The following is a 15,808-nucleotide window of genomic DNA, read 5'->3' as shown; positions in this document are numbered from 1 at the left end:
GAATTCCTTTCTTAGTAGTATTAGCAGCCGATTCAGGCCACGAGCCCGGCGGCTTCCTCCAGCTGGGTCAGCGCGGGCTCGATCGCGTCGGCGAGTTCGTCGATATCGTCGGCGACCTCCGGGGTGGTGACGAAGCCGAAATCGATGGACCCGCGGTAGCTGAAGCAGGTGACGTTCAGGCCCACCTCCATGGTCAGGGGGCCGATCGGCATCAGGCTTTCCACCACCGCGCCGGCCAGGTAGATCGGGTAGTCGGGCCCGGGAACGTTGGAGACGACAAGGTTTATCGGGGCGACGCGGCCGCCGAGATGGCTGGCGGTGTAGGCCCGGACGGCCAGGGCCAGCAGGCCCGGCGGCGTCGTATCGGTCAGACCCATGATCTGGTGGGCGGTGAGCGCTTTGGCCATCTCCTTGGCGCCCCGGGAATTTCGGTAGACGGTGTTCAGCCGCTCCGCGACGTCGGCGACGTTGGTGGCCAGGCTCATCGTCATCGACGCGATCTGGTTGGCGGACCGCGTGTCGTCGCGGTGGGTCGAGACCGGGATCTGGGCGATCAGCGGCCGCTCGGGCAGCTCCCCACGCTCCTCGAGGTAGCCGCGCAGGGCACCCGAAACCATCGCCAGCACAACGTCATTCAGCTTGACGCCGAAGGCCTGCTTGACGGCCTTCACCCGATCCAGCGGCACTCGGGCGAACGCGACCCGCCGCTCGGGCGTGAGGTCGGCGTTGAACCGGGTGGTCGGCGCCTGGAAGAAATGCGGCGGCTTGTTGGCCAGTCGCCGCACGGCCAGCTGCTGGACCAGCGTCTGCTGCAGGATCCGCGCCAACCGGTAGGGGGTCGCGACGGTGACGTTGAACATGGCGCCCAGCGCGCGCCGCTCGAAACGCGGCATGCCGGCCGCCGACGACTCCTGGACCCCGACGGCCGGTGGTCGCGGTTGCGGCGTGACGTCCAGCATGATCTCACTCAGGCCGGCACCCGACACCCCGTCGATGAGGGCGTGATGGATCTTGGTCAGGGTCGCGGCACGACCGCCCTCGAGACCCTCGATGAACCACATCTCCCACAGGGGTCTGCTGCGCTCCAGTGGATAGGACATCAGGCGGCCGACAAGCTCCTCCAGCTCGCGGCGTCCGCCCGGCGAGGGCACCGCGACGCGCCGGATGTGATAGTCGATGTCGAGCCTGGTGTCCTCGACCCACCATGGCCGGTCCAGGCCAAGGGGTGCGCCGGCGACGCGGCACCGCAGCAACGGCAGCTCCGGGAGACGTGCAGCCATGAGGTCTTTGACCGCATCGAAACCGAAATTCGGCGCACTCGTGGGGTCACAGATCGCTAGACCGCCGATGTGCATTGGGCAGGTATGGGTCTCGGCGAACCAGAACGCCGCGTCCAGAGCGGACAACCGCCTCACGACGACAGCGTAGAGCGTCGCGGGCCAGGCAACCCCGAAAACGCGCTATCCACCGAGATTGGTGTCCCGGTCGGGCTCGCGCTTGTCGAGACCCAAGAGTTCCAGGGCCAACGACTTCAGCGCGCGGTAGTCGATCTTGCCGAGCACGGTGCGCGGCACGTGGTCGACCGTGAACACCGCCTTGGGCGCCTTGAACCCGGCGATGAGCTTGCGGCTGTGGTCTTGCAGCTGCTCCAGGCTCAATGTCGCACCGGCGCGCAACTGCACCAGCGCCGTGACCTGTTCGCCCCACCGTTCGTGCGGGGTGCCGACCACACCGGCGTCGAACACGTCGGGGTGTTGCAGCAGCACGCCCTCGACCTCCTCGGGGTGGATCTTCTCGCCGCCGGAGTTGATGGTGACCACGCCGCGGCCGAGCAGCGAGATGGTGCCGTCCGGCTCGCGGCGGGCGAGATCGCCGGGCAGCACCCAGCGTTTGCCCGTCGATGTGTTTGAAGGCGGCCGCCGTCTTGTCCGGGTCGTTGAAGTAGCCCAGCGGAATGGCGCCGCTGCGCGCCAGCATGCCGACCTGGCCGACCGGGCAGGGCCGCAGCTGCTCATCGACCACCATGACGTCGGGGTCCGCGTCGAATATCGGCGTGGTCCTGGGTTTACCGTCGTCGAAGCGGTTCAGCGTGACGCCGGACTCCGAGGCGCCCAGGGTGTCCCTGATGATGCGGTTGGGCAGCGCCTCGCGCAGCTGCGCCCGCACGCCCGCCGACAACGGCGCCGCCCCGTTGGCCACCGCCAGTACGCTGTCCAGATCCCAACGGTCCGGTTCGGCCAGCAGCGCTTCGGCAAGAGGGCGAGCGGTGGCATCGCCGAGGACGGCGATCGCGGTGACCTTGGCTCTGGACGCCAAGTCGAGCGTCTTAGCAGGGTCGAAGCTGCGCTGGGTGGTCACGACGAAAGTGCCGCCGGCGACGTGGCAGTTGCCCAGGATCCACTGGGTGCCGCCGTGCATCAGCGGTCCAACGGTGAGAACCCGCACCGGGAACTCGTTAGCGGCCGCCTCCGCGCCGAGCTGCTCGACGCTGTCCAGCGAGGCATTCCAGCGTTGAGCATTCAGCGCGCCGCGGATCAGGTCCTCCTGGCGCCACACCACACCCTTGGGCAGACCGGTGGTGCCGCCGGTGTACAGGATGTAAAGGTCGTCGCCGCTGCGGCCGGTGATGCGGCGCCGCGGTGACGCGCTTGCCAACGCCGCGTCGTAGTCCTCGCCGAGCACCAGCACCTGCCCCAGGTGGGGCAGCGCGGGCCGGATCTCGTTGACCAGATCGACATAGTCGGGGGCGACGATCGCCAGTACGGATCCGGAGTTTGCGTAGATGTGCATCAGCTCGTTCTGCCGGTAGCGGTAGTTGACGTTGATCGGGACCGCGCGAGCCTTGCTGTGTGCGTCTCAATACCCCGGTGCGCAAGGTGAGTATCGAGGACAACCGGGTGCTGGGCGTGGCAACGGACGACGGTTTCGTCGAGGCCGGGCGGGTGGTCTGCGCCGTCGACGCCGTGGTCGCACGGCAATTGATCCCCGATCTTCCCGAGGCGATGCAAAAAGCCCTTGGCACCTGCAAATACAGCTCCACTTACTACTATCAGTTCGGTCTGGACAAACCGCTCGTCGAGCAGACAGATACGCCGTTCTACGTCGTCATGATGCCCGCCGGCGAGAAGACCGTTCTGGACTTTGCCTCCCTGGGCAGCAACTCGCGGGATAAGCCGGTGGTCATTGCCCCCACCCGTGGCTGGGAGGACAAAAACTCGCCACCATGAGCAAGGAGGAACGGCGCCGCCTCGCGATTTCGGAGCTGCAGAAAATATGTCCGAGCTTTCCGGACGACCCGAAGATCACCAAAGTTTTCCGCTGGGATCGCGCGATCAACCTGCAATCCCCCGGGCAGTTCGTGGCAATCCAGGACCTGCTCGACAATCACATGAACGACGTCGCTGGATTGTACTTGGCGGGCGAGTACCTGTTTCCGATCGCGTGCACCGAGGGCGCGCTGGCGACCGGTAAGAAGGCGGCCGAGACGGTCATTGACGATCTTGCGCGAGCCGGCTAGCGCGGCGGCGCGGGGCGCGGCAGCGGCGGAAGACGAGCCCGCCGCCGGCAGTCTGGCCGCGTGGTGCCAAGGTTGTCTCGACCGAAAGGAGACATTTCTCAATGTCCACATGGCTTATCACCGGCTGCTCGAGCGGGCTCGGGCGTGCGCTCGCCGAAGCCGCTATCGACACCGGCCACAACGTCGTCGTCACCGCACGTGACGTCAGCACGGTCGCCGAGCTGGCCGACGCAACGCCGGACCGGGTGCTGGCCGTGGCTCTCGACGTCACCAAATCCGACCAGGTCACCTCGGCGGTGCGCGCGGCCGAAGAGCGGTTCGGCGGCGTCCACGTGCTGGTCAACAACGCCGGCTACGGATACCGCTCCGCGGTCGAAGAGGGCGACGACGCCGACATCCGCGCGCTGTTCGAGACGCACTTCTTCGGCAGCGTCGCGATGATCAAGGCCGTATTGCCCGGCATGCGGACTCGCCGCTCCGGCTCGATCGTGAACATCTCCTCGATCACCGTTCAGCTGACCCCGGTGGCCTCCGGCTACTACTCCGCGGCGAAGGCCGCCCTCGAGGGAATGAGCGGGGCGCTGCGCGGTGAGGTTGCGCCCCTTGGCATTTCGGTCATCGTCGTCGAACCGGGGGCGTTTCGCACCGACTTCGCCGGCCGCTCGCTCACCCAGTCGGCCACGGTCATCGACGACTACGCCGCCACCGCCGGGCAGCGCCGCATCGAAAACGACACCATGGACGGCAACCAACAGGGCGACCCCGCCAAGGCCGCGGCGGCAATCATCACGGCCGTCGAATCACCGGAACCGCCGGGGTTCTTGCTGCTGGGACCCGACGCCTTGGCCCTGTACCGCTACATCGCCGAGCAGCGGGCCGACGAGATCGCCACCTGGGAACAGCTCAGCGCCGGCACCGATCTCGACTCCTGACACCGGTGGCGAAAGCGGATCACCCCGACGTGGCCCGCCGGACGGCGTACAGCCGAACCTCGCCGTGAATCCCGCGGAGATGGCGTGCGCCGACGAACGACCACTCGAGGCCCGGCGCGTCGCCTATCGCCTCGCGTGCGGCCTCGGTCACCCACACCGCGCCTGACGGCGCCGCGTGGGTGACCCGGCTGGCCAGGTTGACCGGGCTGCCGTACCAGTCTCCGGAACGGCTGATGGCGCGTCCGAACGCGAATCCCACCCGCAGCCGCAGGATTTTCTCGGCGGCCGCCGCCTCGACCAGGTCCAGCACCGTGGTCAGCAGTTGCGGCGCTTCGGCGCAGACCAGCATCACCGCGTCGCCGATCGTCTTGACGAACTGCACCGGACTCGCCGTGACATCGTGAGCCAGATCGCTGAGCCGAAAGGCGATCAGTCCCAGGTCGTCCGGTGGCAGCTGCTCCCCCAGCCGCGTGAATCCGACGAGATCGGCAAAGGCAACCGCCACGTCCCGCGCGCCCGGCAAGGTGCCGGCGGCGCGCTCGGCCACGTTGATCGCCTCGGTCTCGAACGAATGTCGCAGCACCAGTCGCAACAAATCGTCGACCATCGGGCCGAGCAGCGGCTCGGCCTGTTGCGCCAGGTGTTCGAAGGCCTTCGCCAGGTCGAGTTCGGTGGCGCCCGGGCTCAACGACGCCTGCAGGGCCGCCCGGCGCAGCGCCACCGCCGGGCCGGTGAGGCCCTCGACCAGAAGTCTCACGACCAATCCGACCCGTGCCGGATCCAATCCCAGGTCGACCAGCCGCGCGGCGTTGAGCACCGCCTCCGCGTCGGCGCGTGACCGCAGCGGCGAATCGGGGTCGTAGACCCGAACCAGTCCCGCCGCGCGGTGCAGCCGTTGCAGCAGTTCGAGGCTGACGCCACTGGACTCCGAAATCTCGCGGGCCGACACCGTGGTTCCGTCGTCGCCGATCGCGCGGTTGGCCGGCAATAGCATCGGAATGAACGCGCCGCGGATCTGGTCGACGTCGAACCCACGATCAAGCAGCCAGGTAATGAGCTCGGCACGCTCCTGACGCGCCCGTCCATCGAGGTGATCGAGCAACCCCAACGACTCGACGTCGTTGTTGTCCGGCTCTACTGACACCGCGTCAACGTACAGCAACCTAGGGCCTTCCGACCCTCGTTACGCCCCACCGCAGACCCCTAGCATCGGCTCATTCGGGATACCTACAGTGCCCTTCCCCGAGTCGAGGATCCGACCATGACCACTACGCACGCCGAAAAGGCCGCCCCGGTCGACGCACCCGCGGTCGACGAGCACCGCAGACGCGAGGTCGACGCCATCGTCGATGCGGCTGCGCAGGCGGCCCGAGTATTCCGCACGCTCGACCAGCAGCAGGTCGATGCGATCGTCGAGGCGATGGTGCGCGCCGGAGTTCGGGCGGCGGGGGAACTGGCCGGCGTGGCGATCGAGGAAACCGGTTTCGGCGTCTTCGAGGACAAAGTCGTCAAGAACTACGTGGCCACCGAGTTCCTGCACGACTACCTGCGCGACAAGAAATCGGTGGGGGTCATCGACGAGGACGTCGAGCACAATATCTCCTACGTTGCCGAGCCGATCGGGGTGGTGCTGGCCATCACCCCGGTGACCAACCCGACCTCGACGGTGCTGTTCAAGGCGATCGTGGCCGCCAAGACCCGCAACGCCATCCTGTTCCGCCCATCGCCGTATGCGGTGCGCTCGTGTGAACGCAGCCTGGCAGTCCTGCGCACGGCGGCCGAGGCGGCCGGGATGCCGCCGGGGGCGCTGCAGGTCATCCCCGACGCCGCCCACGAGGTGACGCACTACCTGTTCAAACACCCGCAGGTCGACTTCATCTGGGTGACCGGCGGCCCGAAGATCGTCGCGCTGGCGAATGCGGCCGGAAAGCCGGGCCTGTCCGTCGGTCCCGGCAACGCGCCCATCTACATCCATAAGACGGCGGACCTCAAAGGCGCCGTCGTCGACATCCTGATCTCGAAAACCTTTGACTCCTCGGTCATTTGCCCGGCCGAGCAGACCTGCGTCATCGACGACGAGATCTATGACGAGGTGATCGCCGAGTTCGAGCGGATGGGTGCCCAGCTGCTCACCCCCGAGCAGGCCACGGCGATAGCCGAGTTCGCGTTCGGCTGCGGCGACAAGATCTCGCTGGCGGCGGTCGGACAGAAGGCGTCGGAATTGGCCGCACGGGCCGGGTTCAGCGTGTCACCGACGGTGAAGGTGCTGCTGGCGGCGCTGCCGGCCGATCTCGACGAACTCGCCGCGCACCCGTTGGTGCAGGAAAAGTTAATGCCCGTACTCGGGGTGGTGCGCGCTCGCAGCGTCCGGCACGCCATCGACGTCGCCGTCCTGGTCACCGAGCACGGGGGTCTGGGGCACACCTCGGCGGTCTACGCCAACGACGAAAACGTCATCGAGACATACGGTTTGGCGGTTCGCACCGGCCGCATCCTGGTCAACGCGCCCACGTCGGTCGGAGCACTCGGTGGCGTCTACAACAACCTGACGCCCACGTTCTCGTTGGGCTGCGGCACCTGGGGCGGGTCGAGCACCACCGAGAACGTCAACTACCGGCAACTGCTGAACATCAAGACCGTCTCGCGCCGGCGCACCCCGCCGCAGTGGTTCCGCGTCCCGTCCAACACCTACTTCAACGAAGGCGCGTTGGACAACCTGCGCGAGCTGGACTGCGAAACCGTCGTTGTGGTGACCGATGCCCTGACCGAGGAGCGCGGTGTGATCGAGATGCTGCGCTCCAAGTTGCGCACCCGTCACGTGCAGGTGTTCGCCGAAGTCACCCCGGAGCCCGACGAGTCGACCATCCGCCGCGGCGTCGCGCTGCTGGCGCGGGTGCAACCCGATCTGTTGATCGCCGTCGGCGGCGGCTCGGTGCTGGACGCCGGCAAGGCGATCCGGCTGTTCTACGAACACCCGGACAAGAGCCTCGACGAGTTGACGATGCCGTTCCTCGACCCCCGCAAGCGGGTGGCCGACTATCCCGTCGACCGTCATCGTGTCCAATTAGTCGCCGTCCCCACGACATCGGGAACCGGGTCGGAAGTGTCGCCCGCGGCGGTGTTGACGGTGCGCGGCAAGAAGGAGACGCTGGTCGACTACAGCCTGGTGCCCGACCTCGCGATCGTCGACCCGGTGCTGACCTCATCGATGCCGCCGACACTGACCGCCGACACCGGCATCGACGCGCTGACCCACGCGCTGGAGGCGGGCGTGTCGATCTTCGCCTCGCCCTACACCGACGCGCTGTGCGCCCAGGCGGCACGGCTGATCTTCGACGCACTGCCCAGGGCCTACGAAGATCCCGACGACCTGTCGGCGCGCACCGCCATGTCCAACGCGGCAACCCTTGCCGGGCTGGCGTTTTCGAACGCGTTCGTCGGCACGAATCACGCGCTCGCCCATGCCGTCGGCGCCGCGTTCGGCATCTCGCACGGACGGGCCAACGGAATCTTCCTGCCGCATGTGTTGCGCTACAACGCAAGTTTGCCAACCAAATTCATGCCCGCACCCGGATATTCGGCCTACGTTGCCCCGGACAAGTACGCGCAGCTGGGCCAGCTGATCTTCGGCGGCCACGAGCCCGACGAATGCCGCCGCCGGTTGTTCGCGGGGGTCGACGACCTGCTGGACCGGCTGAAGATGCCGCGGTCGCTGCGGGAGTTCGGCGTCGACGAAGAGGCGTTTCTCGCGGCGCTGCCGGCGTTGGCGATGACGGCCTTCGAGGATCTGAGCAACCGCACCAACCCGCGGATGCCGTTGGTCAGCGAGATCACCACATTGCTGCGGTTGGGCTACTACGATGACGGCGGCCCCGAGCAGTCAACCGGAAGCTGAGCGACTGCCGCGATTCTCGTCGGTATCGACCAACGGCGAGGATGACATTCCTGGCCAACGGTCGTTTCCCGCGGGGAGGAGCACCATGAACGCTGCGGCGTTGGCAGGCACGATTGTCGGTTCGCTCGTGTTGCCGGTCGCGGGTCTGATCCTGCTGATCGTCGGAATACGGAAGCGTTCGGTGTCGCGCAAGCAGGCGTCGATCGGGTATCCGCCGGGCTATCCGCCACCTCCGGGCTATCCGGGCGCCCCGCCGCCCCCCGGCTACCCACCCGCACCCGGTTATCCGATGCCGCCGCAGCCGGCGCCGTCGAAGCCGGCCGGCACCGGCTTGATCGTCGCCGGCATCGTCCTGCTGGTCGTGGGCGCGTTGGCGGTGGTGGGGACACTGGCCAATGCGGTACGGCACTCCAGCCGCCTGGCAATCGGCGACTGCCTGACCAATTCGATCCTGACCGACCCGCCCGATTGGCACCCGAGCAGTTGCTCGAATTCCGACGCGGTGCTCCAATACGCCGCCAACGCGGACTCGAACGGAAATTGTCCGGACGGCAAGCGCAACGACAGCAGCTACCTGTCGGCGGAGCACAACGGCGTGCGGATGTGCTTTGCGGCCAACCTGCTGCAGGGCCAGTGTTACGCCTCCGAACACGACGACAAGACGGTCCGCCCGGCAAGCTGCTCCAGAACGGGCACCGTCAGGGTCGTCAAACGAATCGACGGCAGCACCGACGCGTCGGCTTGCCCCAAACGCACCCGCGCCCTGACGTATCCGCAGCCGAAACGGACCTACTGCACCGAACGCGCCGGGAACAATTGAACCCACGCCGTTAGCCGGGCGCCACTGTCTCGGTGTCGCCGGGAACGATATCCTCTTCAATTGCGTTGACTAGGTGCGCTTTTCGACGCGTGACCACGATGCCGACGATGCCCAGCGCCCAGACTGGGTATTGCACCGTCCAGGCCAGCCGGAACCACGCGAACGAGTAGTCGTCGGTGATCTCGAGGATCATTCCCATCGCCTGCATGACCAATAGGGCAGCGAAGAAGCCGGCCATGTTGACGATGCCCTTTGCGGTGCCCAGCGTCGCGCTGGTGTTGAACGTCCGCGCGAAGTCCAGGCCGATCATCGACGCCGGACCGCCGACGGAGATGACGATGATCAACACGACCAGCAACCACAGCGGAGCACGTCCCGGCAACGCCAGCACGACGGTCCAGGCCACGACGTTGGCGGCCACGATGTTCAGTGCCATGGTGGACCGCCGGTGCGGATGGTGGCCGGTCAGGATGCCCAGGACGAGTCCCGAGGCGATCGCCGCGACCACCGATACGGTCAGCAGCGCACCGGCGAGGTGAGTCGAAAGCCCTTGGGCCTTGGTCAGATACGGCACACCCCACATCAATGCGAACACCGTGAGCGAGAACTGGGTGCTCAGGTGAGTGAAGAACCCCAGCCGGGTGCCAGGACGCGACCACACCGTCTTGATGCCGGCCACCGTGTCCCGCAGGGTGGTGCCTTCGGTGGCTACCGGGTGTCCCTTCGGCGCGTTGCGCACCAGCGCCAGGCTGAGCGCTGCCGACATCACACCCAGGGCCGCAGCAGAGGTGTATGCGGTGGTCCACCCGGCGCCGAGCAGTATCGCCAAGAACGGCACCGCCGACAGCACCTGGCCCAGCTGACCGCACATGTAGGTCAGCTGGGTGACGAGCGGGACACGCCTGGGCGCAAACCAGTACGAGACCAGGCGCAGCACCGAGATGAACATCACGGCATCGCCCAGGCCGACAACCGCACGCGCGGCGATGGCCGTCGGCAACGACCCGGTGAACGCCAGGGTGAACTGGCCGGCGGCCATCAGAGTGGCGCCGCTGACGATCAGCGCCCGTGAACCGAAGCGGTCAAGTAATACCCCGGCGGGGATCTGGCTGCCCGAATAGACGATGACCTGCAGCACGACGAAAGTCGACAACACTCCTGGGCTGGCGGAAAAGCGTTGCGCCGCTTGCATACCGGAGACACCCAGCGTCGTGCGGTCCAAGACGGCGACAATGTATGCCGCCAGCCCGACGGCCCAGACGATCCAGGGGCGCATCGACTTAGTGTGGCGTATTCGGCCCGATACACCAAACTCAGAAATGTAATGTACATTTGTACATGTACGTTCGTACACGAGGAGGCGTCTTGGCTTATCTGTTTCTGTTGTGCGCGATCTTCGCCGAGGTGGTGGCCACCACCCTGCTCAAGAGCACCGAAGGGTTCACCCGGCTGTGGCCGACCGTCGGCTGTCTGGCCGGTTACGCCGTCGCGTTCGCTCTGCTGGCATTGTCGATCGCGCGGGGCATGCAGACCGACGTCGCCTATGCGTTGTGGTCGGCGATCGGCACCGCCGCCATCGTGCTGATCGCCGTACTCTTCCTCGGCTCGCCGGTGTCGCTGGCAAAGGTCCTGGGCGTCGGGCTGATCATCGGCGGGGTGCTCACGTTGAACCTTGCCGGTGCGCATTGACCGCGGAGTCCCACCGTCGCCCCCGCGACCCGGTCGGGCGCCGGCAGGCGATCATCGAGGCAGCGGGGCGGGTGATCGCCCGCCACGGCCTCGGGGAACTGACGCACCGCCGGGTCGCCGCGGAAGCCGCTGTTCCGGTCGGGTCGACGACCTACTACTTCAGCGACCTCGGGACCCTGCGCGAAGCCGCACTCGCCCACGTCGCGACGAGCGCCGCCGATTGGCTGGAGCAGTGGCGGCGTGATCTCGATCAGGCCGCCGATCTCCCCGATACCCTGGCGCGGCTCGCCGCCGAATACCTGACCGACCTGGACCGGCACCGCACACTCAGCGAGTTGTACGTCGCGGCAAGTCACCGGCCGGAGTTGCAGTCCCTGGCGCGGCTGTGGCCGGAGGGCCTGGTCGCGCTGCTGGAACCACGCATCGGTCGACGGGCCGCTGAAGCAGTCACGGTGTTTCTCGACGGCGCCACGGTGCATTCGCTGATCACCGGCACGCCGCTCGGTGTCGAGGCCCTCACGGATGCCCTCGCCAGGCTGGCGGCCGACACCTGAGCGCGATGCGTCGTCGAACGTGACGCCAGTGTCACCCTCGGGGCCGAGCGTGACACTGGCGTCACGCTGCATGCCGCCGAGCTCGCACGGTGTCGATCGAGCAGGTCCCCGCGCCGGTGAAGACCAGCAGGAAAAAGCCGAAGCAGAAGAGTATCGCCAGAACTCCGCCGTTGCCCGCCGGCGGATCTCCGATGGGCCAGAGTGAGCGCGGTTGGTGCATCCAAAAGTAGGCCACGGCCATCTCGCCCGAGGCGATGAACGCGGCAACACGGGTGAACAACCCGGCTGCCACCAAAACCCCCGTGACCAGTTGGATCACGCCGGCATACCACGCGGGCCAGGATCCGAACTCAACGGCGTACCTGGGAGGAATCGGCCACCGAAAGAGGCTCATCGTGCCGAAACCGGCGAAGAGTAGTCCATAGACGAATCGAAAGAGGCTCAGCACAGCCGGCGAATAACGGGAGAGGCGTTGGTTGAGATCATGCGCCACAGCCCAACGTTACGGCGAGCGGTCCGGCGACGCGCGCAGGCGTGTCCATAGAAGTTCAGCGTCGCAGTTTTTCGCTCAGGCGTAATTGGGAACTCCCGATCCATGAGCACCCCACCGGAAGTAAGGAGACTCATCGACGCCCTCGCCGAGGATGTCTACGACGCCTACTACGGCATCAAATATTCCGGACCTCAGTACAGCAGGGGGCAGGGAATGCAGGCGGCACGGTATCTGGCGAGAAAGCTGATTCGCCAGGGCTGGCGAAAAACCGCTGACCACAGCCTTCCCTATTGCCCGCATGGGACACCGACGTGTTACGACCCCGCGCCGCACGAGCGCTGCGAGCTGTAAGCCACAACTGAGTTTCGCCTGGCGCGCGTGCCCCGAGGTGGCGGTCACCGGACCCGTGCGACCAACCGGGTACACCGATTCGGGCGTTGCTCACCGCCGGCTCGGCGTCATGCCAGGGACGTCCCGGAAACGCTGCGCGAGTTTGCCGGCGTCCGGCAAGATCGACAAGCCGGCGCTGCGCCGCGGCGCAACCACGTCAACGGTAATGGAGACAGGGCATGAACACGAACCAGATCGGCGATGAGCATATCGGCGCTGCGACCCCGCAATCGACGTCCTATGCGATTCCCGGCGACATCGAACAACGTCCCGTTCTGGTCCTCGGAGCAGGTACGCTCGGCGCTCGTATCGCGCTGATGTTCGCCCTCGGGGGCAGCCGGGTACACATCTACAACCGCACCCCGGATCGCGCCGAATCAGCCAAGCGCTTCGTGGCCGACCAGCTACCGCAGGTGCGCGAGATGCTCGCTGTTTCCGACCCACCGCCGGGAACCGTTGAGGTCGTCACACCGCTCGAGGATGCCGTTCGCGGAGCGTGGCTCATCATCGAGTCGGCGGCAGAGGATCTCGCGATCAAGCGGAAGCTGCTGGCCGCCGTCGACGAACTCGCCGACCGGGACGCGATCGTGGCGACCAACTCGTCGTCGTATCCGAGCAGCCAGATGGCCAGTGCCGTCAAGCACCCCGGGCGGCTGTTGAACATGCATTTCCTGATGCCTCCGCTTGCCAACAGTGTCGAATTGATGTCTTGCGGCACGACCGACAGCGCCATCATCGACGCGCTGAAAAAACTTCTGCCCCGCTACCGGCTGGTGCCGTTCGAGGTGCGGCGAGAAAGCGTCGGCTTCATCTTCAACCGCATCTGGGCCGCCATCAAACGCGAGGCGCTGATGGTCGTGCAGGAGGACGTGGCGACGCCCGAGGATGTCGACCGGATCTTTCAGGACGTCTTCCGCTCACCGGCCGGGCCGTTCCGCATGATGGATCAGATCGGCCTCGACGTGGTGCTCGACGTCGAAGAGCACTACGCGCAGGTCCGCGACGGCATACCCGAAGGCCCGCGGACGCTGCTGCGCGAATACCTGGCTCGCGGGGACTTCGGAGTCAAGAGTGGCCGCGGGTTCTACTCCGACTATGATGCCGTGCCGTAATCTGCTGTGCCCAAACGGCTTTCATGCAACTTCGGTGCACGGCGCCACGATCTCGAACATCGGCATCGAGTGCGGATGCGCATGCACCCCGGTGCTGTCGGCGCCGGCGATCGCGCACCTGGCGACGCACCTGAAACCTACCGAGCCGCTCAGCGGGATACGCCGACGAAGTGCTCGCTCGGACCACATACCACCAGCGCGTCCCCACCGGCTTGCCCGCCGGACCCAGCAGCGCCGCACCCGCAGCGCGGGCGTCGTCGCTGAGTTCGGCGTCGTTGACTGCCCACCCCCGCTCGCGATCCGTAGTGTAAAGAGAAACATCTGTGTTGCCTCGTAACACGGAGGGTGAATGGGAACGGACCGGGTCGGCACCGGGCTGCCGTGGGTCGACGCAATCGCGGACTCGTTTGCGCCCTACTCGTTCACCGACTTCCACCTCACGAAGCTGCCCGCCCTCAACGGCCGGCACGGGTTCATGGTGGTCGGCGACCTCGCGGGCGCTCCTCCCCTGGCCTTCCGCATTCCCGATGGCAGCACCTTCACCTGGCGAGCAACACCGCAGGGAATCGAAGCCGTCGCCGGTGACGCTCAGGCCGCGACTCTGGTCCAGTTGGACGAGGCGACCTTCTCGGAGTTCCTCCATGCCCTGCTGACCGCCAGCGGATCGGTGCGCACCGACCGGGCACGGGTCATCCGCGGTTCGGTGGACGGCTGGCGGCGCTGGGAGCCGGCCATCCGAACGCTGGTGAGCGGCATGCCGATCTACAGCGACGCGGTGCGGGAGTCTCTCGTCGACGCCGACGGCCGACCGCTGGACCTGCACCGGTCGTTCGCCCCCGACGACGACCAGGACGAGATGCGCCACTTCTTTGAGGTTGCCGGATACCTGCATATTCGCGGCGTCTACACCGCATCCGAAGCCGAAACTCTGGGAGTGGAAGTGGAAAAGGCGCGGGCCCGCGCCGAACCCGGCGATCCTTTCTCATGGTGGTCGGTCAACGCCGCCGGCGCGGAGGTGGTGACCCGGATCAACTACCTCGGCCGGTATTCGGATGCGCTGCAACAACTCTGCTTCGACGAGCGCCTGACCCACTTCGCCCGCTTGGCCAACCCGAAGCTGCGAGTGTGCGACGACCGCCTCGACGGCCCGATGGTCTTCATCAAGAATTCCCACGTGGTCCAGGGCGACGGTGACCTCGGCTGGCACGTCGACGACGGCATCGGCGGCCACCCGGTGATGTGCCCCCTGGTTCAGGCCGGCATACAACTCGACGTCGCCGACGCCGTCAACGGTCAACTGATGGTGCTGGCCGGCTCGCACCGCTACACCAAGCACTGGATGCCGTGGGGCCAAGAGGGCACATTTCCCGTGGTCAGGCTTCAGACCCAGCCGGGCGACCTGACATTGCACTACGGCGACACCATGCACAGCACGCCGCCGCCCACCGGCGCCAACGCCGGCCGGCGGGTGCTGTATTACAAGTTCGCCGAGGAGAAGACGTTTCACTTCGTGCCGGCGGGATGCCATTACAACGACGCCCTCTTCCGGACGGACTCCGGCGGCAAGGTGCCCACCCGTGCCGCCAGCTACTGAGATGCACGACGTCCTCAGACAGGAAGTCCGCAACGGGGTGGCACTGCTTACGCTCAACCGACCCGATGCCCTCAACGCCTACACTCCTGAGATCGGCCGCCGCCTCGGCGAGGCTTACCGCCGCTGCGACAGCGACGACTCCGTGCGCGTCATCGTGGTGACCGGATCGGGATCGGCGTTCTGCGCAGGCGCCGACATGAGCGACGCCGATCCGTTCGACTCACCTACGCACAGCGACTTCTCCGCATCCCCGATCCAGCCGGCGGCGTTCGAACTTCGCAAGCCGGTGATCGCGGCCATGAACGGCCACGCCATCGGCATCGGGTTCACCCTCGCGCTTCAGACCGACATCCGCGTCGTCGCCGAGGAAGCCAAATACGGAGTCGTCCAATCGCGGCGGGGCGTGATCGGTGACTGCATGTCGCATTGGACGCTGCTGCGTCTGGCCGGGCTGGCCACCGCGGCAGACCTGTTGTTGACCGGCCGCACAATCCGCGGTACCGAAGTCGCCAGAATGGGCATCGCCGCCGCCGTGCCGGGTACCGAGGTCCTGACGCATGCCATGACGATCGCAACCGACATCATCGAGAACGTGGCGCCCATGTCCGCAGCGCTGTCCAAGCGGCTGCTGTGGGACACCGCGATCAACGGGTATGCGCCACGGCAGGTGGCCGAGTTGGAGACCCAACTTCATCGACGACTGATGGGACGTGATGACAGCAGGGAGGCGGTTGCGGCCTATCGGGCAAAGCGCGCGCCGATGTGGACGGCGTCGGTTCCGGCTGACTGGCAGGATCTTCCCGACCGGAAGG

General features: G+C 66.7%; 15 protein-coding genes and 2 pseudogenes. 11 read left to right on the top strand and 6 right to left on the bottom strand.

What is annotated here, in order from left to right; translation table 11 throughout:
* Nucleotides 1-32: 32 nt before the first annotated feature.
* The 3 genes and pseudogenes from EET10_RS08030 to EET10_RS32195 form a co-directional block, all read right to left on the bottom strand.
* On the bottom strand, nt 33-1,415 hold the full coding sequence (locus EET10_RS08030; protein ID WP_036407525.1) for a WS/DGAT/MGAT family O-acyltransferase: 1,383 nt from the start codon (nt 1,413-1,415) through the stop codon (nt 33-35).
* Between the two features lie 45 nt (nt 1,416-1,460).
* Entirely contained in the window at nt 1,461-1,883 is a 423-nt protein-coding gene (locus EET10_RS08025; RefSeq protein ID WP_063466345.1) for an AMP-binding enzyme, read from the bottom strand.
* Nucleotides 1,884-2,019: 136 nt separating this feature from the next.
* Nucleotides 2,020-2,790: pseudogene (locus EET10_RS32195) on the bottom strand (AMP-binding protein); the annotation flags it as partial.
* A 59-nt stretch (nt 2,791-2,849) separates the two neighbouring features.
* Here EET10_RS32195 and EET10_RS08015 point away from each other — a divergent pair.
* From EET10_RS08015 to EET10_RS08005, 3 genes are all read left to right on the top strand, one after another.
* The gene (locus tag EET10_RS08015; protein ID WP_036407522.1) at nt 2,850-3,227 is read left to right on the top strand and encodes an FAD-dependent oxidoreductase; all 378 of its coding nucleotides are present in this window, start codon (nt 2,850-2,852) and stop codon (nt 3,225-3,227) included.
* Nucleotides 3,224-3,517 (top strand): FAD-dependent oxidoreductase, encoded by a 294-nt coding sequence (locus EET10_RS08010; RefSeq protein WP_122502037.1) that lies wholly within the window; start codon nt 3,224-3,226, stop codon nt 3,515-3,517. Before EET10_RS08015 ends, EET10_RS08010 begins: the two co-directional genes overlap by 4 nt.
* Before the next feature lie 101 nt (nt 3,518-3,618).
* A complete protein-coding gene (locus EET10_RS08005; protein WP_099188153.1) occupies nt 3,619-4,449 on the top strand; it encodes an oxidoreductase in 831 nt (276 codons plus the stop codon).
* Between the two features lie 19 nt (nt 4,450-4,468).
* Here EET10_RS08005 and EET10_RS08000 read toward each other — a convergent pair whose 3' ends face one another.
* Nucleotides 4,469-5,593 (bottom strand): adenylate/guanylate cyclase domain-containing protein, encoded by a 1,125-nt coding sequence (locus EET10_RS08000; RefSeq protein WP_246013615.1) that lies wholly within the window; start codon nt 5,591-5,593, stop codon nt 4,469-4,471.
* Nucleotides 5,594-5,710: 117 nt separating this feature from the next.
* Between EET10_RS08000 and adhE the strand changes: the two genes are divergently transcribed.
* Nucleotides 5,711-8,344 (top strand): bifunctional acetaldehyde-CoA/alcohol dehydrogenase, encoded by a 2,634-nt coding sequence (adhE, locus tag EET10_RS07995; RefSeq protein WP_122502036.1) that lies wholly within the window; start codon nt 5,711-5,713, stop codon nt 8,342-8,344.
* Between the two features lie 85 nt (nt 8,345-8,429).
* Nucleotides 8,430-9,164 carry an LppU/SCO3897 family protein gene (locus EET10_RS07990; protein WP_099188151.1) on the top strand — a complete coding sequence of 245 codons (735 nt, stop codon included), beginning with the start codon at nt 8,430-8,432 and terminating at the stop codon, nt 9,162-9,164.
* 10 nt (nt 9,165-9,174) lie between these two features.
* Here EET10_RS07990 and EET10_RS07985 read toward each other — a convergent pair whose 3' ends face one another.
* Nucleotides 9,175-10,440: an MFS transporter gene (locus tag EET10_RS07985; protein ID WP_036407514.1), complete on the bottom strand. Its 1,266-nt coding sequence runs from the start codon at nt 10,438-10,440 to the stop codon at nt 9,175-9,177.
* Nucleotides 10,441-10,529: 89 nt separating this feature from the next.
* Here EET10_RS07985 and EET10_RS07980 point away from each other — a divergent pair, with 89 nt between their 5' ends.
* Together EET10_RS07980 and EET10_RS07975 are read left to right on the top strand one after the other, a co-directional pair.
* A complete protein-coding gene (locus tag EET10_RS07980; RefSeq protein WP_036407512.1) occupies nt 10,530-10,853 on the top strand; it encodes a DMT family transporter in 324 nt (107 codons plus the stop codon).
* Nucleotides 10,850-11,407, top strand: coding sequence for a TetR/AcrR family transcriptional regulator (locus EET10_RS07975; RefSeq protein WP_036407510.1), 558 nt, complete (start codon nt 10,850-10,852; stop codon nt 11,405-11,407). The genes EET10_RS07980 and EET10_RS07975 overlap by 4 nt, the downstream gene beginning before the upstream one ends.
* Nucleotides 11,408-11,468: 61 nt before the next feature.
* On the opposite strand, the gene EET10_RS07970 is transcribed toward EET10_RS07975, so the two are convergent.
* Nucleotides 11,469-11,900, bottom strand: a complete 432-nt coding sequence (locus EET10_RS07970; protein ID WP_063466351.1) for a DoxX family protein — start codon at nt 11,898-11,900, stop codon at nt 11,469-11,471.
* Nucleotides 11,901-12,002: 102 nt separating this feature from the next.
* Between EET10_RS07970 and EET10_RS07965 the strand changes: the two genes are divergently transcribed.
* The 4 genes and pseudogenes from EET10_RS07965 to EET10_RS30645 all read left to right on the top strand — a co-directional run.
* Entirely contained in the window at nt 12,003-12,251 is a 249-nt protein-coding gene (locus tag EET10_RS07965) for a hypothetical protein (protein WP_036407509.1), read from the top strand.
* Between the two features lie 218 nt (nt 12,252-12,469).
* Nucleotides 12,470-13,402 (top strand): 3-hydroxyacyl-CoA dehydrogenase family protein, encoded by a 933-nt coding sequence (locus tag EET10_RS07960; RefSeq protein WP_051490807.1) that lies wholly within the window; start codon nt 12,470-12,472, stop codon nt 13,400-13,402.
* A gap of 349 nt (nt 13,403-13,751) precedes the next feature.
* The gene (locus EET10_RS07955; protein ID WP_036407507.1) at nt 13,752-14,996 is read left to right on the top strand and encodes a phytanoyl-CoA dioxygenase family protein; all 1,245 of its coding nucleotides are present in this window, start codon (nt 13,752-13,754) and stop codon (nt 14,994-14,996) included.
* Between the two features lies 1 nt (nt 14,997).
* Nucleotides 14,998-15,801: pseudogene (locus tag EET10_RS30645) on the top strand (enoyl-CoA hydratase/isomerase family protein); the annotation flags it as partial.
* Between the last annotated feature and the right edge of the window lie 7 nt (nt 15,802-15,808).

This window comes from Mycobacterium pseudokansasii (genome assembly GCF_900566075.1).
Classification (GTDB): Bacteria; Actinomycetota; Actinomycetes; order Mycobacteriales; family Mycobacteriaceae; genus Mycobacterium; species Mycobacterium pseudokansasii.
The sequence above is the reverse complement of the archived record's forward strand: the minus strand, read 5'-3'. Positions and strand labels throughout refer to the sequence as shown.

Coding starts and splice junctions, on each gene's coding strand:
- EET10_RS08010 (WP_122502037.1), top strand. CDS start 3,224: ATGAGCAAGGAGGAACGGCGCCGCCTCGCGATTTCGGAGCTGCAGAAA.
- EET10_RS08005 (WP_099188153.1), top strand. CDS start 3,619: ATGTCCACATGGCTTATCACCGGCTGCTCGAGCGGGCTCGGGCGTGCG.
- adhE (WP_122502036.1), top strand. CDS start 5,711: ATGACCACTACGCACGCCGAAAAGGCCGCCCCGGTCGACGCACCCGCG.
- EET10_RS07990 (WP_099188151.1), top strand. CDS start 8,430: ATGAACGCTGCGGCGTTGGCAGGCACGATTGTCGGTTCGCTCGTGTTG.
- EET10_RS07985 (WP_036407514.1), bottom strand. CDS start 10,440: ATGCGCCCCTGGATCGTCTGGGCCGTCGGGCTGGCGGCATACATTGTC.
- EET10_RS07965 (WP_036407509.1), top strand. CDS start 12,003: ATGAGCACCCCACCGGAAGTAAGGAGACTCATCGACGCCCTCGCCGAG.
- EET10_RS07960 (WP_051490807.1), top strand. CDS start 12,470: ATGAACACGAACCAGATCGGCGATGAGCATATCGGCGCTGCGACCCCG.
- EET10_RS07955 (WP_036407507.1), top strand. CDS start 13,752: ATGGGAACGGACCGGGTCGGCACCGGGCTGCCGTGGGTCGACGCAATC.